Consider the following 18,000-nt stretch of genomic DNA (forward strand, 5'->3'; position numbering starts at 1 on the left):
GCTAGACCGACGGCAGTTTCACCCCACCAGCTTGAAGGTCGCCCCCGTCGGGTCGGTCGCGATCGCGAGACGGCCGTACGGAGTGTCCATTGCCGGCTGGACGACCGCGCCCCCCAGCTTGACGGTGAGGGCGAGCGCCGCGTCGGTGTCCTCGACGGCGAAGTAGACGCCCCAGTGCGCCGGAACGCCCTCGGGGAGGAAGCCTGACGCGTCCATGATCCCGGCGTGCTGCTCGCCGGCGTCGTCGACGAGCACGGTGTAGCGGAACTCGTCCGTGTCGCTGACGACGTTCGTCTTCCAGCCGAACACCTCCTGGTAGAAGGTGACCGCGGCGGCGTAGTCCCGCGTGAGCAGCTCGAACCAGCCCGGCGCGCCCGGCTCGGCCAGCACTCCGAACCCGCGGTGCAGGCCCTGCTGCCACATGCCGACCACGGCGCCGCCCGGGTCGGTGAGGACGGCCATGACGCCCAGGTCGGCGACCGGCATCGGCGAGATCATCATCGTTCCGCCGTGCGCGGGTACGGCCGCGGCGGTCTTCTCCGCGTCGGGGGTCAGCAGGTAGACCGACCAGACGTCGGGCAGCTCCGGCTGCTGCTTCGGCATCCCCCCGGCGACCACCTTGCCGTCCTTGGAGAAGTTGAAGTAGCCGCCGAACGCCTCGTTCGGCTCCTCGGAGGTCCAGCCGAACAGCTCCGCGTAGAACTCGCGGGCCTTCGCCGCGTCCGAGGTCATGAGGTCGACCCAGCAGGGCGCGCCGGGCAGGGTGGTGTCGTGAGCGGGCATCGTGGGCTCCTTCGCCGCCGGGCACGTGGTGGGCGGCGCGGGGTTCGCGGCCGCTGCTCGCGTGCAGTCGACAGAGTGGACCTACCCACCGACAGAAACTCATCGCCGCCGCGCGGCCTGTCTCGAACTTCCTCCGCGGCGGGTGGACGGGCGGTGCCGCGGGCCGACGTGAGGTCCCCCGCGGCACCCGTCAGGTTAGGCGGAGCAGGCCCAGACGATCGAGCCCGCGAGCGTGCGCCCGCCGGACGTGCTCGCGCTGAACGACACGGAGCCGCCGGCCGAGGTGATCTCGACGGTGGCGGGAACCGCGTCGATCGCGTAGCGGCCGGAGTCGGGCGCGACGACCGAGACCGTGATGACGGCCGGGTAACTGCCCGGCCCGTCGTAGCCGGCGACCCGCACCCCCTGCGACACCGTCCTGCCCTCGACGGTGGCCGTCGAGGACTCGACGTAGCGCCGCGCGGTGGACTGGCAGCTCACGGCCGTCGACACATGCCCCGCGACGTCGACCGGCGAGGTGATGTCGACGGTCAGCGAACCGGGACCGCCGGCACCCGCGCCGCCCGCCGGCGCCGCCGGCTCTGGCGACTGCGACGCGGTCGTCGCGTCAGCCGTCTCGGCGCCGGTACCAGCGCCGGCAGGCAGCGGTCGCGGCCCCCCGCTGGTTCGTCCCTCGTGACCCGCTCGCGCGCCGCGGCGGCGGCCGCCGCCGCCAGCCCGCCGATCCGTGCGGTTCCCCCGGTCTGCCATGTTCGTCCGGTCCATCCTGTCGCTCCAGTGATGATGTCGCCGTCCGCCGAACCGGCCGACGTGCCGGCCCGGCCCGGCAGGAAGGACGACATCAGCCGGCCGTGTGAGCCGGATGTGAGCGAAGCCGAGACAGACACAGGAGCCGATCATGAATGTCACCGGGGATGGCGGCCAGGCAGCGCGGTGGAACGGACCGGCCGGGCAGGCCTGGGCCGAGGCGCAGACCCTGACGGACCGGATGTTCAAGCCGTTCGAGGACCTGCTCGTCGACGCGGTCTCGGCCACCGGTGCCGGGTATGTGCTCGACGTCGGCTGCGGCACGGGCGCCACGACGGTCGCCCTCGCCCGGCGGCTCGGAGCGCAGGGGCGCTGCGTCGGCGTGGACATCTCCGACCCGATGCTCGCCGCCGCCAGGGCGCGGGCCGAGCGGGACGAGGAGGGGGCGCGGGCGGTCTTCATCCGCGCCGACGCGCAGGATCACGCGTTCGAGCCCGCCGCCTTCGACGCGATCGTCTCCCGTTTCGGGGTCATGTTCTTCGGTGACTCCGTCGCCGCCTTCGCGAACCTGCGACGGGCCGCGAAGGACAGCGGCGAACTCCGCTTCCTCGCCTGGCGCGCGACCGCGGAAAACCCGTTCATGACGACGGCCGAACGCGCTGCGGCCCCGCTTCTGCCAGGCCTTCCCGCCCGCCAGCCGGACGAGCCTGGGCAGTTCGCCTTCGCCGACCCGGACCGGGTCGAGCGCATTCTGACGGAGAGCGGATGGGCCGGGATCGACATCCGGCCGGTCGATGCGTCCTGTGTGTTTCCCGAACACGAGCTGGTCCCCTACTTCACCCGGTTCGGCCCGGTCGGTCAGGCCCTGCGGGACGTGGACGAGCGGACTCGCGCGCAGGTCGTCGAAACGGCCCGCGCCGCGTTCGATCCCTATGCGCACGGCGCCGAGGTCCGTTTCACCGCGGCCTGCTGGATGGTCGGCGCCCAGGCCAGGTGAGCCGGACCTTGGCTTGGCTGCCCTGGCGAAGTTGCTATGACGCGGCCGAGCGAACGAACTGCACGATTGCTGTTCCACCTTCCGTCCGGGATATCCGTCCGCTGGGAACGAAGCCGACCCGACGGTAGAGGCGCAGCGCGCGGTCGTTGTCAGCTCCGGTCCACAGCTGCAGCCGTACGTACCCATGGCTGCCAGCCCGGTCCGCGAGATGCCCGATCAGTTGCTCTCCCACTCGTCGCCCCCAGCGGTAGGGGTGGACGAAGACCATCGAGATGTGACACAGCCCGTCCAGCTCCGCTCCCTGCCCGTCCTGACCGCGGCCCGGTTCGGCYAGCAGCATGCCGAGAACCCTCGTTCCTGCGCAGGCGATAAACAGGAGAGCATCGGGGGCGGCGAGCTTCGTCTGCACCCTGGCGATCCGCTGAGCGTCGGGAGGTCGTCCACGGGCACTGTTGGCCTCACGCCAGACGTCCAGGGCGGCGGGAAGATTATCTCCATGCGCGAGACGAACCATCACCGGGTCTGGTTCCAGCACAGGTTCCACTGGCTCAGGATCGCCGCTCCGCCGGACGGTGCGGACCAGATTCAGTGAGACAGCCAGATCTGCGGATCGGGCCAAGTTCGTCGAGGCGGGACAATCAGGCGCTGCACGGGGAGCAAGACCTCAGTGTCAGCTGGACTTTAGGACGTGGCCAAGCGCGCCCCGCGCACCGTGAACAACGCCCTCGCCCTCACCCCGTTCTACGCCGGCACCCGCATCGCCGAAACCGTCGGCCTCGACATCAACGACGTCGCCCTGTCCGCTCACAGAGGCAGCCTGCGTATCCACGGCAAAGGCGACCAGACCCGCCAGGTCCCCATCCACCCGCCGCTGCGCGCCGTGTTCACCGGTTGGCTCAGCGAACGCGCGGACTGGCCTGGCGCCGAGGGGCCCGCACTGTTCCTCAACCAGCAGGGCAGCCGGCTGTCCACCGCCGGCGCCCACACCATCATCACCATCGCCGCCGCAGCCGGCCTCGTCACCGTCGCCGAACTCCTCGGCCACGCCCGCCGAAGATCGCTATAGCGGCTTCCGGTCGTATTCCGGTCGGCACGGGCGCCGCAGTGTTCTGGGGGGCTCTGCGGGGTCCGCGGGGTTCTACGAGGTCCGCGGAGGTCCGTGCGGTTCCGTGCGGTTCCGCGGAACACCATGATCGACGACGGCGTCATGATCGGCGATGCCGGGGGTCTCGCCGGTGTCCCTGGCCGGCCCGCAGCCCCGGGCCCCGGGCCCCCTGGCCACCCGCGGGCTCCTGACCAGCGGGGAGGAAAACTGTCGGTGGCGGATGCGAGCCTGCTCGTGTCCACTGATCGACGACACCCCTGGGCCCGGTGATCACAGTGATCGAACAGGTACCTTCCCCGACAGCCGCGTCCCCCACGCCTGACATCGGCCTGATGCCGGGCCTGGACCTGATACCGGGCCTGGACGCGCAGACCGCGCCGCTGGCGGATCTGGAAGCCGCGATCTGCGGGTGGGCAGGCCGGCTCGCGGCTGCGACCTGCGGCTGGCTATGCGCACGATCATGCCCGCCATCTACGGGCCCGCCACGTCGTACACTCCGCACATGTCCGGTGACGTCCCGGTTGCCGTCTACGTCCGGATCTCCTATGACCGGTACGGCAAGCGGCACGGGGTCAGTGACCAGACCTCCGACGTCATCGACCTCATCGAGCGGACACCCGGCCTGGTCCTCGGCGAGGTCTACGAGGACAACGACATCTCGGCCTTCAACAAGGATGCTGAGCGCCCGGAGTACAACCGGCTGATCCGGGACATCCAGGCCGGCAAGTACGCGGCCGTGGCCTGCGTCCGGGGCAGTCGCCTTGTACGGCAACGCCTGCAGCGCGCCGAGTTCATCGACCTGATGCAGTCGGTGCGCGGCAAGGTCTACACGACCGACGGGACCATCTACGACTTCGCCAGCGAGGTCGGCCGCGGGCAGTTCGACTCCGACGGGGTGAAGGACACCAACGAATCGGAGAAGATCTCCGCGCGGGTGACCCGGGCGCACGTCCGGCTGGCGGACCAGGGCCGCTTTCCCGGGGGGAAGCGGCCGTACGGCTACCAGCGCAAGCGCGAGATCATCGGCGATGAGATCGTGGTGACCTGGCTGATCCAGCCGGACGAGGCCGAGATCCTGCGGGACGCGGCCCGCCGGGTCATGCGGGGCGAGTCGCTACACGCGATCGCGATGGACCTCAACCGGCGCGAGGTCCCGACCGCCAACGGCAAGAGGTGGTGGGACGGCCCGGTACTGGGACGGATGCTGGTCCGGCCGGGCATCGCGGGCCTGCGTAGCTTCAAGAGCTACGACAACATCGTCGCGCCTGGGGACTGGGAGCCGATCCTGCCGGTCGAGGAGTGGCAGGCGCTCAAGGCCACCATCGAGGACCGGGCCGCTCGCCGGGTCGCGCCCGGCAACGAGGTGAAGCAGCTACTCGCTGGGTTCATGCGCTGCGGTACCTGCGGTATCCGGATGCACAGCACTACCAGCAGCCGGCGGCCGGATGCCTTCCGCTGCTGGGCCATCGGCGACGCCTGCACCATGAAGGTCTCTGTTCCGGCCCGCCCGGTCGAAGATCTCCTGGCCGACCTGATCGCACGACGGCTTCGGGAGTACGCCGAGTACACGGCGGAGGAGGGGCCGTCCGCCACTGCGGCGAAGCTGGCCGAGCTGACCTCGCGGATGGACCGGCTGGCCGGCAAGTGGGCGCGCGGGGAACTGTCGGACGAGGCGTACGGCAGCGCGCACCGCGCCGCGGAGACGGAACGCACCGAACTGCGTCGGCGGGCCGAGCAGGAGGCCCTGCGGCGGGTCGTCCTGCCCGGCCCGGACGCGATCGCCGCGTGGGAGTCGGGTGATCTGATGCGGCGCCGGTCGATCCTCACGTTGCTGATCGACCGGATCGAGATCGCGCCGACCCGGCGGGGCCGACAGCCATTCGACCCCAACCGGGTGACGGTGCACTGGCGCCACCACGACACCGAGACCGGCGAGCAGGGTTAGTCGGCGGCGGACGGGGCGCTGAGGATGCGCGCGATCCGGGCCCGCACCGACGCGGGTAAGTCCGGCGCGCGGGCCAGCGTCTCGGCTAGCCATCGCTCCCGCGCGTCATCCTGGCCCGGGGCGGGAGCCGGGTCGGGTGTGCGCTGAGTGGGGATCGTGGTGGTGCGAGCCGCGCCGGTACCGGCGCGGCTCGCGCGTTTCCGGGTGCGGGATTGGGTTCGTCGTGTCGTGCGTGTGCAGGCAAGGTCGGGCGGCGCGACCGTGATGGGCCTCCAGGACGAGCGAAACGGGCAGACACACGGCCGCCCGCCGGGCAGTCGATGACGGCTGCCCGGCGGGCGGGTAGAGCACTGGAGGATTCGCCGATCGCCCCTGACCGGTGGTATCCTCTACCATTTTCAACGAATGGTGGCTGTGGATGGCTCCCACGCGCGGGAGCGGACGTCCTGCCGCCCGGTCCGGCGGGGTAGCGACGCGGGCCGCTACCGGTAGCGGCGACGCTACCCAGGCCGCTACCGGTCGGACCGGGGCTGACCTGCGGACATCGGCGAAGGTAGCGGGTAGCGCCCGGCTCCGCCGACCGGCCGCCGTCGGCCGTAGACGGGGGTGCGGCGGGCAACCCTGCTGCTACCGCTACCGGCAGCAGCGTGCTCGACCCATAGTCGCGCCCATCTGCACCTCCAACCGTCAACTACCATAAGTGACGATCGAAGGTCGGGAGGTTGGTCGCTCACGCGGCCCGTGGCCGGACACAGGGAGGGGTCAGACACCCTGTTTTCCCGGGTTTTCGCCGCTCCGGCGACCTGGCCGCTAACACGCTAACCCGCAGGTCAAAGGCAGTCTGACCCGCTATACAGGGGTGCTAACGTTAGCGCCCGCCCTGCTAGCAGGGCGCACCCCTGACCAGGCTACGGCCGTCACCTGTAGTAATCGAAAGTCTGGTGCGGCACCGACCAACGCGACCACGATCCCGAGCTTCGGGGGCGCCCGATACCCGCCACCTGGTGAACCGTCCGCCCTCGCCAAGGCGCGCAGCAGCCCACGATCGATCCGCCACGGCACCTCGACGGTCATCACGTGATGATCGCGGGTCCCGCGTACGACCGGCCAGCGCAGACACGACGGGCCACACCGCGTCCGGCGAGTACGCCGGTGCCACCTCCGGGCACGCCGCGAGATACCCCACCCGCTACGTTCGGTAGCCGTTCGTGCGGCGGCTGTCTGATCGCCGGTTGGCCCGTAGCTGGATGCTGGGAGGGGCCACGAGACCGGTTTTCACCGGATTTGGCCGCTCCGGCAACCAAGCCGCTTACACACAAACTGCCAGCTCAGAGCCAGTTTCCCCCGCTTTACAGGGGTGCTTACGCAAGCACCCAGGCCGCTTACAGTAAGCACCCCTGGACTGCGCCCAACGCATCCTCATCTGTCACTGTCCGCCAGCTCCCCAGGGACGAAAGGCCGCCCGGCAGCGTCCGCGACCGCCGCCCGGTCCAGCGTTCACGCCCCGTCTTCAGCCACAGGCCGATGCCGGGAAATCCACGCCTGAACATCCGACGCGCGCCACAGCCGGAAGTGCCGGACGGTCTGCACCGGCGCTGGGAAGTCCGGCCGGTGCGAGAGCTGACGCGCCCGCTCGGTCGTGACCCCAAGCTGCTTGGCGATGTCGCCGGTCGTCCACAGCGATTCGTCGGTCACGCGCGCGATGCTATAGCCCTACCCCAAACAGCCATCTACCATTGTGGTTGCCCTACCCCAAACAGTCTACGAAACGGCCCGAGGCCAGTGCTGGCACACCGTCCCCGGACCTGGACCACACCCCTGCCACTGACAGGAGACGTGACCCTGTKCCCAGTATTCAGCCCCCCGACCACGGCCCTTGGCGCAACCCGTTCGACGGCCGACGCTTCGTCTCCGTCCGCCGCACCGACCGGGGACTCTACGAACTCACCCTCACCCACGGCGCCGACCTCCACGACCTCATCGACGTCACCGCGACCCTGCCCAGCGTCGTCTACCTCGACCACCGACCCGCAGAACCCACCGACCCGACCGTCATCCTGACCTTCGGCCCCACCCCGACACCCGCCAACCGGCGGGCAGTCCGCCCCAGCACCGACGGCCCCGTGGGCTGGACACCCACCGTTGACACCACCATCGACCCCCCGACACTCACCGAAGCTGACTTCTGGGCCGTCCTCGACGCGCGTATCTACCGGCTCTATGGACGCCACCTCAGCGACATCAGACGGACCACACCGTAGATCACCTAGCGGACGGCCAGGGGCGCCCCAGGGCGCCCCTTTTCGCGTTCACGGGGCACTCAGGCAAACAGCCGCTAGACCGCTAGAGCCCAGCTCACAGACCAGTTCAGCCGCTAGAGGAGCTGCTAGGTCTAGCACCCCTGCCCGCTAGACCTAGCAGCCGTGCGGCAGGCCAGAGGATGCCCATCCAGGAGCGACCAACGGTCAAACCGAGAGGCGGGCATCAGCATCCGAGCCGGATCATCCTCGACTCCGTTGAGGCCGACCCCTGCGCCCTTGGTTCCATCCACCTGACCCGTGGTCGACGCCCATAGACCTTCGCTTGCTCCCACCTGCGGGGCATCTCTTCTCTACCTGGAACGTTCGCGGGAGGATGCCCCTCCTCAGGCAGAGCCTGTGCCCAGCTCCCACCGTTGCCGAGATACTCGCTCTTATGATCAAGCACTGCGCCGCGCGACGGCTGCGCGCGGCGCTGACGCGCCGTGCTCGCCGGCGCGTCGCGTCTCCTTCATGAGTACACGCCGCCTTGGGGACGATCGACTATCATGGTTCGACCGACGGTGTCCGATCATGCGCACCGTTACGCGGCCAAGACCAGAAAGGCACAGTTGCGGCATGGCGGAACGTCGCGAGACCCGCGGCCACAAGAAGATTTCGGGCGATGCATATCAGGCTCTACGATCCGCCCTTGCCCTGTCTTACTGGTTTAAGCCCTCACTTGAAAAGCATCTACGAGCGAGCCTACGCGATCATCCCGAAATTCTTTCCGGCATCGATTTTAAGGCCGCGAAAAGAGATGTGGCCGACATAGTCGTAGACCGCCTGATAGACGGCGAGCTGAGATACCAAGACCTCACAGTATCGCTTATGGTGGAGTTCGCCAACAAAGAAAGCTTTACCGAAATCGAACGGCACGAAGATTCCGACAAGTGGCTTCCGCTAGCTAAAGGGGCCATTGCGGAACTGAAGCGTCATACCGTCTTTTACGAAGATTCTCTCCGGGATCGCGAGAGGCTTGCCGAGTCCGAACGCACCCAGTACCAGGATCGGACGGCGGCCCAGATCAGATTCTCTGATGAACTGGCCGCCCTCAAGGCCCGGTTTATTGAAATGACGCAAATGGAAGACCCTCACGGTCGGGGCTTCAAATTTGAACAGTTTTTGAATGACCTGTTCCATCTTTTTGATCTGTCGCCGAGGCTGGGATACTCGCTTGAGACCGAACAAATAGACGGCGCATTCACATTCGACACCGATAATTACATAGTGGAAGCTAAGTGGACCCGGGAACCCGTCAGTGCACAGCAAGCCGCCGCATTTGCTTCCAAAGTTGATTTCAAGGGCAGAAATGCGCTCGGACTAATCGTTAGCGTCAACGGACTAACGGCGGCAGCCCGAAGGAAGTACGAAGTATCGAGTCCATTTATAACGATAGACGGCAGCGACCTTTTCTTTATATTTGAAGGTCACGGCTCGCCGGCTGAACTCCTTCGGCGGAAAAAACGCAACGTCGACGAAACCGGAAATTGCTATTTCCCGGCGGCGCAGATCATCGGCTAACCTATACGTTAGACGGGTGGTCGGCGGCGCCCGCCCTGCAGCCAAGCCGGCACAAGAGGGCAGCGGACGAGCGTGGCCTCTATAGCGGCTCTGACGAGAGCGCGAGTTCCTAGAGCGCCTGCCTTCGTGCGACATCGAGCGGTCGTCGGCGCCCATGGATGGTCGAGGGCGGTGCGGCTAGCCGGGCTAGTACTGCCTGAGCAGATAGACGGTCGTACCCATGCGATATAAGTATCGCCATGACCGTACCATCAGACGAGGCTGCCGCCGGGAACACACGCAAGGTCGCTAGGCAGCCTGTCGGGCCTATGCCTGATTTAACTTCGACAGGGAGCACCACCGGTAAGCGTRCCTCACGCGGTGATCAACGTCAGCTGACACCTGAACGCCGCCGTTACTATGAAGCGTGCTTCTGGGCCCGGGTGGACATGTCTGCCGGGCCGGTCGCGTGCTGGCCGTTTCAAGGTCCAAAGTGGGCCAGCGGGCACGGCGTCTACTACAAAGGCAAAATCAGCTTCGATACCCGCTCAGCGCATCGCATTGCCTTCCTCCTCGCTTACAAAAGCGAACCGGGAGATTTGATGGTGCGGCACCTCTGTGGCTATCCTCCATGCTGCAATCCTGCACACCTAGTTCTCGGCACCCAGCTTGAAAACATGCGCGACCGCTTCATCCTGCACGGCGACGAGCGAGGTCCGCACCCCGTTCCGAATCCGGCACCGGAGCCTGAGGACGGGTGGCACATTGTGACCGGCGAGCTTCCGGAACTTGACCGGGCCGCTAATGAGGCGGAATTTTGGCAKAGTGTCAACCGCAGCAGCGATGAACTTGTCTGCTGGCCTTGGATTGGCGGTTCATGGCATGGGTTTGGATACGGCGCGCTGTATTGGGAAGGCCGCCACACATCGGCTCACCGCGTCGCCTACGTTCTTCACCAGGGGCTAACGCTGGAGGAGCTCGGCAGTAATGTGGTCCGGCATTTGTGTCCCGGCGAGGCCAATCCCGCTTGCTGCAATCCCGCACATCTTATGCACGGTAGTCCGTTGGAGAATATGCAGGACCGCCTACGCGACGGCAAATACGCACGCGGCGAATCGCATTTTGCTGTGAAGTTGTCCGACGCCGACCTAGTCAAGATGAGGGAGGAATATTGGCTTACCGAACCTAGCCGGAAGCCAACTCTGGAGAATCTCGCGAAGAAATACGGTTTGGCAGACTGGAGGCACGTCCACCGTCTAGTCCACGGAGATCTACGTGAGGAGGCCGGAGGACCCATGGCCGACCCAGATCCCCAACACCGAACACAGCACGCGCGCGGCGAACGCCACAGTATGGTCCGTCACCCTGACGCATTGATCAAGACTCTTCGCGAAGAATATTACGCTACCCCGAAGCGGTTGCGACCCACCACAGTTGCGCTCGCAAGAAAATACGGCACCGACTCCAAAACGGTCTGGAACTGGCTACATGGGAAATCGCGAAACACTGCCGGTGGTCCGACCAGGGATTAGCGAACCCGAGCCCGTCGAGTGAAATGGCGAGACCACCAATAAAGCCCCTCGCCAAGTTGGCCACTCATCATCTCTCGATTGTGATCTCGCAGTGTCCCGACCCAGAACTAGTCGTTTAGCAATCCAGAAATTGCGTTTTCAAGCCGAGGAGTGTCGGCAGGTCCGTTCCACTCGACAATCCGAACAAGATTTTGAGATTGAGCGACTCGGTCTAGAATTGATGGACTTACTCTCCCATTTGTGACGACAAGCGCCGCGGCTCCACGAGGAACCTTTCGTAGAAACTGGTCGATCCGATCCGCGGATAGCAAACGTCTGTCAGTATATTTCGCCTCAACGTAAATCGTCCGTGTCGGAGTACGAACAATCATATCGAAGACGTCTGGACCACTCCGACTTTCCGTCTCTACATTCGACGCCGAAATCTTACTAATCGCTTCTATGACATTCTTCTCGAACCTTGCCGCATGAACCCAGACGCTCTTTCGTGGGATGGTAGGGCCGGACTCGGCCGGCTCAACCTCATCTAGAGGGAGCGTCACGGTGACAGGCTCCGGCGATGCCTCATCGGYGGGTAGCGCGAGCTCAACGACGACCCGCCGTCCAGTGCCGCCCTCGTAGACGTCGACGAYCCGGCCCTCGACCTGGTCGAAGCCCCACGCCACCCGGACGTGGTCCCCGGCCTCAGGAGAGCTAGCCATTGGACCTCCCTACCACGGTGGCTGTGTTACTAGTAGCCGAGCGAGATGCAGCGCCAAGACTTCGTCCATGGTCGGTGCCAGCTTGTCTAGCATGCCCTGCCACCGCCTAACTGTCGCGAGAGTCAGCGCACGTCCCTCAGCGCGAAGCTTGGCGATCTCGGCTGAGTTGTCGTGAACGACCGCGTTCCGCGCCTTGTTCAACAGGTCAAGTTCCCGCAGCCATCTGTCTGCGGAGGGGTCGGCGGYCCGGAGAGCCGGCGAGAAGCGAAAGCCGAACCGGCCGTAGTCGTCACCCAGTGACCCAGGCTGTGCGTTACCGTGATCTAGTTTTCGGTTGCGCGTCATCTGGTCCCGCAACACCTTCTCTAGCGTGCTGTTGGAGCCCGCTACTGATCTTGCAAAATGATCAACGCCAAGGTCGTGCAGGTCGCGGGCGAAACCCTGGAACTCGCTGGCGAGTCGAAGCACGAGCGCCCAGTTAAGTTGCTCGGTGCGCCAACGGCGGCCGCGGCCAGAGCCGCCGACTGCTCCATGGGCCATGATCAGCTGGTCGATCCGGGACCGCCTTCGACCTTCCCACGCTGCAAGTGCGCTCGACGACACCTTTAAGATTATATGGCACTCGTTGGGATGTCAGGAGCAGGGCCCGGTAGGTGGCAGCAGACGGGTTCGCAGCCGAGGCGCTGCACCCAACCGTGTACCCGAGCCGGCGGACATCGCTGGACGTCTGCGGACGTCTGCGGACTCGACGAGCTGGTAGACCGGACTACATGGACGTCTACGGACGTCGGTGGACGACGCACCCGCTTCTCTTAATCCGCAGGTCAAGTCAAAGCTGGATTTCGATTTGTGTCCACCCGCCGCAAGAGTGCCACACCGCGGGTGCACGCTAACCCAAAGTAACAGCTGATCGTGCGCGTCGTCCTGCCCTTATGGTTCGCCGTGTGCTTGGTTTCGTACGCTGCATAAACGCGGGATCATTTACCCTTTCCCCGGGGCCAGTCCGTTTGGCGGGAGTCCTCGTGTCAGGAGGGTGGCGCGGACGCGGCCCCCGATACGACCGGTCAGCTCGGTCAGCGGAGTCCAGCGGAAGTCAGTGACCTCCTCCAGTTGCAGCACCACGTCAGCGTCGCCGTCTGGAGGGGCGATGGCCAGCAGGAAACGGAGGTCGTAGTGGGTGTGCTCGGGCTCCAGCTTCGTTGGGTTTGGCGGGATCACGTGTGCGTCCACGTCCACGGGCCGGTCGAGGACCGGGGTCACCCAGGCGCGGGGAACGCCCGCCTCCTCGGCCAGCTCCCGCAGAGCCGCGTCCAAGAGCGAAGCGTCGTCCGCCTCGATGTGCCCGCCGGGCAGCAGCCATCGGTCCAGACTGCGGTGCCGGATCTGGAGCACTCGACGATCAGGGGCGACCGCGACCACTCCGCAGGTCACGTGGCCGGGGGTGGTCGTCCTGGAGGCCAGGGACGCGCCACTTCCGCCGGCCGCTTCCAGCAGGGGGACCAGGGGCTCGGTGTCCTCCGGGTAGACGTCGAGATACGCGCTGATCGTCTTGGCGATGTCGTCGTTCGTGACGGGCACGGTGGTCACTCCTCGTTGAAGCATCGCAGCCAGGACCGGGCGATGATTTCACGCTCCCGGTTGCCGACCTCGTGCAGGCCCGGCTCCATCACCCGGCCGGACGACAGCAGCGCGAGTGCTGCGAGGATCTCGCCCTGGATGAGGAAGATGAACGGGCCGACCGCGGCGCCGTGGACGAAGTTGACCGCATTGCCATCGTTGAGCAGATAGAAATGATGGTTCCATGACGTCATGCGGCTGAGGTGGGGGCCGAGCCGGTCGACACGGTACGCGCCGCGGAGTGAAGCGAGATTCAGTTCGTCGTCCGACGACGTCACAGAGGCCACGTAGGAGCCGGGCCGCAGGTAGGTGAAATCTTCCCCGTCCAGCGCCCGGTTGCCCGTGGCGCACACGACGACATCCGCGCGGCCCAGTGCCTCGGCTTTCGACCACTTCACCGCGAAGCCGTGCGACATGGCCTCGACGGCGCGCACCGGGTCCGTCTCGTACACGGTCGTGCGGACCGATTTGGCGCGGAGGGTGTTCGCGACGCTGCGGCCGATCTTGCCGTAGCCAATGACGCATGTCTCGCGGCCGTGCAGGATGTCCCCGTGTGCCCGGAGGAGCGATTCGGTGGAGAACACGATGGACTGGCCGACCAGGTAGTCTTCCGGTTGCTTCAGCGGACTGCGCGCGACCGAGAAGACCGGGCAAGGGAGCTTCCCGCACGAAAGGTACTTACGGTACCCGTTCTCGGTGTCCTCGATGACGCCCACTATCCGCCCGCTGAACTGCCGGCACAGGGAAGTCAAGGCGGGCGCGAAGTAGCCGCCGATGTCCAGCAGGACGAGGTCCCGTCCCGCGGCTCGCTCCTCGACGTAGGCGAGTACTTTTCCCGTGTGGGTAAAGCGGTCGCGGTCCAGATCATCGCATTGGTATCGGCTGCTGACAGCGGCTCGCGTATCCGGGTCGCAGGATCTGGGCTTGGGGAGAACTGATATCAGATCTGCGCCTCTCGCTACTCCATCCAGGAAATATGGCCGGTCGGGCAGCATGTGTGTGATGACAATGCTCGCCACGTCGCGGGTCGCCGGAAAGGCGTTGTTGATCGTCAGGAAGTACTGCTCTATTCGACTTCTCACCGACGGCTCGGTGACGATTGTCGCGGGTGAGGCCCGATCGGCGGGACGGTTGACGGCTAGTTGATCCATGTTCGGTCGACTCCCTGGGGCCGGGGGCTTACAGGCTGGTCTTCTCGCACCTACTGACCGTCGGGAACGCGGGAAGAAGCGCCGGGCGTCTCGTTCGTCGGCTCACAGCCGCCGATCTTCGTGAAGATCGTCCACGCGATCAGCTCGCAGGTCTCCCGTGTGATGCGCCGCGTGATCCGCTGCGCCCGGTCTTCCACCTCCAGGGGAAGAACGGCGTCCGGGTCCTGTAGTTTCTCGTGTGCCCAGACGTGCGCCTCGTTCCAGGTGGCGAAGGTGGCCATCTGCTCGCCGTAGCCGTTCACGACGGCGTAGGGCCGGACGCGCCGGGCGGCCGCCGCTCTGAATTCCGTTCCTCTCGGCCCGCGATCTTGGCCAGCAGATCCCTGATCCATCGGGCCTCCTCCGTGACGTTTTCGATCCGCTCCATCAGCGCGGCGTACTCGACGGACTCCACGGGCAGCCGGTTCCTGCAGGCGATGAGCTTGGCTTCCAGCTCCTCCATCTCTGCCACGGAGAAGTCACACTGCATGTGCAGAATCCTGAAAGGAAGAGTTCTCGACGGCTCCGGGCTCCCTGAGCAGCCTCCGCTTATCCATCCGCCCTCCACTGCTTGCCCTCCTCTCCTGCCTGATGTCCCGTGTCGAGTGGCGCCCGGAGCCGAAGAGTCGCACCGGCCGCATCTGGATCGCGGCCTGCCTCGACCCGGCTCCGAGGCCTGGGAATGATCGTGGATTCAACGACCGATGATCACTAGACGTGGCGCGCATAGTCGCTATGCGCTGGAGGTATGGGCGATCCGCGGTCCTGGGTAGACTGCGCGGGCAAGATCCGGRCTTAGGAGGCCACGAAAGGGCGCTACTACGATGAGCGACCAGGAAGGCGATTCTCACTACTGTCGGTGCGGTACACGCCTCGCCAGGGACAATGCTCGGGGCGTGTGCGGGCCCTGTCAGCGCCGGGCACGGGATCTGGGCACCGGCGCACCCGAAGTACCGGCCGGGTTCTGGGACGCTTCGGACCAGCTCCGGGACGCCCTCGATGAGCGGCATATGGGCCGTGTGTTCGCGGCCTACCGCAACCATCCCCATCACACCACCGCGCTGTCGCAGGAGACGCTGGCCGGGTGGTTGGGGATCACCCAGACACGACTGAGCCGCATCGAGTCGGGCGAACCGGTAACCGACCTGACCAAGCTCATCCGCTGGGCCGAGGCCCTGGGCATCCCGGAAGACCTGCTGTGGTTCAAGCTGCCACGGCCACGCCGAAGCGAGACGCCCTCCACCCCTGCCCCCGTCGCTTCTCCTGCCCCTCCGGCAGCTCCCGGTCTCCTCGACCTCTCGCCTGGAAGCGGCGCAGGCCCGGTTGCCGACCCATACCGAGTGATCGCAAACATTGGGGAGGTGGTCATCGTGGCCATCGACCGGCGCACGTTCCTGGCGGGAAGCGGCGCGGGATTCCTGGTCGGGGGCAACGTCATGCCCCTGGCCTCGTATCAGCGGGTCGCACCCGAGGCCATCGAGCACCTGGCCGCCCAGCTTGACGGCTACTACCGCGCCGACGCCGCACTCGGCCCCCACACCGTGATCCCGTCGGTGCTCGTGCAGCAGGAACTGATCCGGCAGTTCCTGCGGGTGGCCAGCGGGCCCGCGCGGCATGCGCTGCTGCGCACGAGCGTCGCCTACGCGGGTCTGACCACCTGGCTCTACCAGGACGCGGGAGACCTGGCGACCGCGTCGCACTGGGCGAACCAGGCCCTCGAACTCGCCCACCGGGTGGGTGACACCCAACTCGTCCGGCACGCCCTGACCAACAAGGCGATGATCTGTACCGACCAGCAGGACGGGCCCGGCACCCTGGACCTGACCAGCGCCGCCCTGGCGGACGAGGACGGCCTGTGCGCGAAGGTCCGGGTTCAGGCGATGCAGCAGACCGCCCACGGCTACGCCCTCATCGGTGACCGGCGCGGGGCTGACTACGCCCTGGACAAGGCCGCTGCCCTGCTCTCCCGAGTCGATGACGACTACCCGTGGTTCAACGCCTGCCGGCGCACCCCCGGCTACATCGAAGTCCAGCGGGCCACCTGCTACAACCGGCTCGGCCTCGGCCGGGAAGCCCTGCCACTGTGGGACCAGGTCATCTCGGCCCTCCCGGTCACGGCTCGCCGAGACAAGGGCGTGTACCGGGCCCGGCAGGCCGTCGCGCTCGCCCAGACCGGGGACCCGGAGGCGGCGGCCGACGCCGTGGCCCAGGCCGTCGCCGTCGCTCAGGAGACGAGTTCGGCGCGGCTACGCCAGGAACTGCACGGAGTTTGGCGCCACCTCACGCCGTGGCATGACCATGAGACCGGCCGCGAGGTCAAAGCCCTGCTGGCGACGCTGTAGGAAGGACCACGAGCATGGGACTGCGGGACCCGCTGCCGACCGACGAGGTCACCCGACGTCTGGCGGCGTTGGAGGGATGGGTGAAGGCCGAGGACCGCGAGGAGATCCACAAGACGTTCCCCGTGGAGTACTTCGCCGCGATCGAGGCTCTCGGCGCTGTGGCCAAGGCCGCGAAGGAACTGGAGCACCATCCAGACGTTGAACTGCACTGGGGAGAGCTGACGTTCAGCCTCACCACCTACACCGCCGGCCAGCGGATCACCGAACTCGACTTCCTGTTGGTAGACCGCATCGAAGACGTGCTGACCCGGTACGTCCAGGCCGAAGCGGCGGGATAGCCGGAGAGCACCGACCAGCGGACGGGCCCCGCGACCTGCACGAACGGTTCGTCCGCCGCAGTTCGGTCGATACATCCACGAATACAGCCATGATCGCGTAAACTGCTGGCTGGTCCTGCTCTCCGCCTTCGAGCGGCGGGGCGGCTGGTCGGGGATCGGGCTGCGCTCGTGTGCGCACTGGCTGTCCTGGCGCTGCGGGATCGGGCTGCGGGCCGCCCGGGAGCACCTGGCCACGGCCCGCGCGCTCGAGCAGCTCCCCGCGGTGCGGGCGGCGTTCGCCGACGGAGCGGTCTCCTACTCGAAGGTCCGAGCGATCACCCGGATCGCCGACCCGACCACCGAGCTGCTCTGGCTCGAACACGCCCTGCACTGCACCGCGAGCTGGAACGCCTCGTCCGCACCCTCCGGCAGACCACCACCGACCCGGACGACCGTGCCAGGACGCAGGCGGCCCGGCGGGTCTCCTGGCGCACGGACGACGACGGCATGCTGCACCTGACCACGGGACCACCGACGCGACGCCGACGCACTCGTCGCACTCGCCGAAGGATTCCTGCAACAGCCAGCTCCCGGCCTGACCTCACCCGCCCACACGATCACCGTGCACATCGACGCGACGACCCTGCTCGACATCAGGCCGCGTGACCTTCTCGTAGAGGTCGGCGGTGCGCTCAGCCACCGCGGGCCGACCGAACTCGGCGACGGCACGGCCCCGCCCCGCACGCCCCATTGCGGCCGCCAACGCTGCGGGACCACGCCGGCCGGCCCGATCCGGCGCCAGCCGTTGGGAAGCCGGCCGGCGGCGGTGGGCCCGAAGAAGACGACGGACGGTGCGTGATCTCCTCGCCGGTCAGCGGCTCGGCCATGCGTCCCGCCCGTCCCCGTCCCCGTCATCCGCGGTCA

Annotated in this window: 16 protein-coding genes and 1 pseudogene; 9 read left to right on the forward strand and 8 right to left on the reverse strand. The window is 66.8% G+C overall.

Annotated elements, in window-relative coordinates:
* Positions 1–18: 18 nt before the first annotated feature.
* Together BBK14_RS16485 and BBK14_RS16490 are read right to left on the reverse strand one after the other, a co-directional pair.
* Positions 19–783 (reverse strand): VOC family protein, encoded by a 765-nt coding sequence (locus tag BBK14_RS16485; RefSeq protein WP_071063512.1) that lies wholly within the window; start codon positions 781–783, stop codon positions 19–21.
* Positions 784–978: 195 nt separating this feature from the next.
* Entirely contained in the window at positions 979–1,533 is a 555-nt protein-coding gene (locus tag BBK14_RS16490) for a hypothetical protein (RefSeq protein WP_241831567.1), read from the reverse strand.
* 148 nt (positions 1,534–1,681) lie between these two features.
* Here BBK14_RS16490 and BBK14_RS16495 point away from each other — a divergent pair, with 148 nt between their 5' ends.
* Positions 1,682–2,527, forward strand: coding sequence for a class I SAM-dependent methyltransferase (locus tag BBK14_RS16495; protein WP_071063514.1), 846 nt, complete (start codon positions 1,682–1,684; stop codon positions 2,525–2,527).
* A 34-nt stretch (positions 2,528–2,561) separates the two neighbouring features.
* On the opposite strand, the gene BBK14_RS35420 is transcribed toward BBK14_RS16495, so the two are convergent.
* Positions 2,562–3,041, reverse strand: a complete 480-nt coding sequence (locus BBK14_RS35420; RefSeq protein ID WP_241831621.1) for a GNAT family N-acetyltransferase — start codon at positions 3,039–3,041, stop codon at positions 2,562–2,564.
* 174 nt (positions 3,042–3,215) lie between these two features.
* Here BBK14_RS35420 and BBK14_RS16505 point away from each other — a divergent pair, with 174 nt between their 5' ends.
* Both BBK14_RS16505 and BBK14_RS16510 read left to right on the forward strand, forming a co-directional pair.
* Entirely contained in the window at positions 3,216–3,593 is a 378-nt protein-coding gene (locus tag BBK14_RS16505; RefSeq protein ID WP_071063517.1) for a tyrosine-type recombinase/integrase, read from the forward strand.
* A 448-nt stretch (positions 3,594–4,041) separates the two neighbouring features.
* Positions 4,042–5,577 carry a recombinase family protein gene (locus tag BBK14_RS16510; protein WP_071063519.1) on the forward strand — a complete coding sequence of 512 codons (1,536 nt, stop codon included), beginning with the start codon at positions 4,042–4,044 and terminating at the stop codon, positions 5,575–5,577.
* A 1,497-nt stretch (positions 5,578–7,074) separates the two neighbouring features.
* Here BBK14_RS16510 and BBK14_RS16515 read toward each other — a convergent pair.
* Positions 7,075–7,272: a helix-turn-helix transcriptional regulator gene (locus tag BBK14_RS16515; protein WP_071063521.1), complete on the reverse strand. Its 198-nt coding sequence runs from the start codon at positions 7,270–7,272 to the stop codon at positions 7,075–7,077.
* Positions 7,273–7,319: 47 nt separating this feature from the next.
* On the opposite strand from BBK14_RS16515, the gene BBK14_RS16520 reads away from it, so the two are divergent.
* The 3 genes from BBK14_RS16520 (at position 7,320) to BBK14_RS35430 (ending at position 10,909) form a co-directional block, all read left to right on the forward strand.
* Positions 7,320–7,838 carry a hypothetical protein gene (locus tag BBK14_RS16520; protein WP_241831569.1) on the forward strand — a complete coding sequence of 173 codons (519 nt, stop codon included), beginning with the start codon at positions 7,320–7,322 and terminating at the stop codon, positions 7,836–7,838.
* Positions 7,839–8,408: 570 nt separating this feature from the next.
* Positions 8,409–9,398, forward strand: coding sequence for a restriction endonuclease (locus tag BBK14_RS35425; RefSeq protein ID WP_157904288.1), 990 nt, complete (start codon positions 8,409–8,411; stop codon positions 9,396–9,398).
* Positions 9,399–9,826: 428 nt separating this feature from the next.
* Complete coding sequence (locus tag BBK14_RS35430) at positions 9,827–10,909, forward strand: HNH endonuclease (RefSeq protein WP_116430101.1); 1,083 nt, start codon at positions 9,827–9,829, stop codon at positions 10,907–10,909.
* 1,682 nt (positions 10,910–12,591) lie between these two features.
* On the opposite strand, the gene BBK14_RS16525 is transcribed toward BBK14_RS35430, so the two are convergent.
* Genes BBK14_RS16525 through BBK14_RS38960 form a run of 4 tightly spaced genes read right to left on the reverse strand, consistent with a single transcriptional unit; the run spans position 12,592 to position 14,985 of the window.
* Positions 12,592–13,188, reverse strand: coding sequence for an NUDIX hydrolase (locus BBK14_RS16525; protein WP_083391034.1), 597 nt, complete (start codon positions 13,186–13,188; stop codon positions 12,592–12,594).
* A gap of 5 nt (positions 13,189–13,193) precedes the next feature.
* Positions 13,194–14,378: an adenosylhomocysteinase gene (locus BBK14_RS16530; RefSeq protein ID WP_071063525.1), complete on the reverse strand. Its 1,185-nt coding sequence runs from the start codon at positions 14,376–14,378 to the stop codon at positions 13,194–13,196.
* 50 nt (positions 14,379–14,428) lie between these two features.
* The gene (locus tag BBK14_RS16535; protein WP_241831570.1) at positions 14,429–14,659 is read right to left on the reverse strand and encodes a hypothetical protein; all 231 of its coding nucleotides are present in this window, start codon (positions 14,657–14,659) and stop codon (positions 14,429–14,431) included.
* Positions 14,660–14,676: 17 nt separating this feature from the next.
* The gene (locus BBK14_RS38960) at positions 14,677–14,985 is read right to left on the reverse strand and encodes a hypothetical protein (RefSeq protein WP_198541326.1); all 309 of its coding nucleotides are present in this window, start codon (positions 14,983–14,985) and stop codon (positions 14,677–14,679) included.
* A 442-nt stretch (positions 14,986–15,427) separates the two neighbouring features.
* Here BBK14_RS38960 and BBK14_RS16540 point away from each other — a divergent pair, with 442 nt between their 5' ends.
* The 3 genes and pseudogenes from BBK14_RS16540 to BBK14_RS35435 form a co-directional block, all read left to right on the forward strand.
* The gene (locus tag BBK14_RS16540; protein ID WP_241831572.1) at positions 15,428–16,759 is read left to right on the forward strand and encodes a helix-turn-helix domain-containing protein; all 1,332 of its coding nucleotides are present in this window, start codon (positions 15,428–15,430) and stop codon (positions 16,757–16,759) included.
* Positions 16,760–16,773: 14 nt separating this feature from the next.
* Positions 16,774–17,097 carry a 4a-hydroxytetrahydrobiopterin dehydratase gene (locus tag BBK14_RS16545; protein ID WP_071063530.1) on the forward strand — a complete coding sequence of 108 codons (324 nt, stop codon included), beginning with the start codon at positions 16,774–16,776 and terminating at the stop codon, positions 17,095–17,097.
* Between the two features lie 73 nt (positions 17,098–17,170).
* Positions 17,171–17,728: pseudogene (locus BBK14_RS35435) on the forward strand (DUF222 domain-containing protein); the annotation flags it as partial.
* Positions 17,729–18,000 lie beyond the last annotated feature (272 nt).

The sequence above is a fragment of the Parafrankia soli genome (assembly GCF_001854695.1).
Classification (GTDB): Bacteria; Actinomycetota; Actinomycetes; order Frankiales; family Frankiaceae; genus Parafrankia; species Parafrankia soli.

Coding starts and splice junctions, on each gene's coding strand:
- BBK14_RS16485 (WP_071063512.1), bottom strand. CDS start 783: ATGCCCGCTCACGACACCACCCTGCCCGGCGCGCCCTGCTGGGTCGAC.
- BBK14_RS16490 (WP_241831567.1), bottom strand. CDS start 1,533: ATGGCAGACCGGGGGAACCGCACGGATCGGCGGGCTGGCGGCGGCGGC.
- BBK14_RS16495 (WP_071063514.1), top strand. CDS start 1,682: ATGAATGTCACCGGGGATGGCGGCCAGGCAGCGCGGTGGAACGGACCG.
- BBK14_RS35425 (WP_157904288.1), top strand. CDS start 8,409: ATGCGCACCGTTACGCGGCCAAGACCAGAAAGGCACAGTTGCGGCATG.
- BBK14_RS16530 (WP_071063525.1), bottom strand. CDS start 14,378: ATGGATCAACTAGCCGTCAACCGTCCCGCCGATCGGGCCTCACCCGCG.
- BBK14_RS16535 (WP_241831570.1), bottom strand. CDS start 14,659: ATGGCCACCTTCGCCACCTGGAACGAGGCGCACGTCTGGGCACACGAG.
- BBK14_RS16540 (WP_241831572.1), top strand. CDS start 15,428: ATGGGCCGTGTGTTCGCGGCCTACCGCAACCATCCCCATCACACCACC.
- BBK14_RS16545 (WP_071063530.1), top strand. CDS start 16,774: ATGGGACTGCGGGACCCGCTGCCGACCGACGAGGTCACCCGACGTCTG.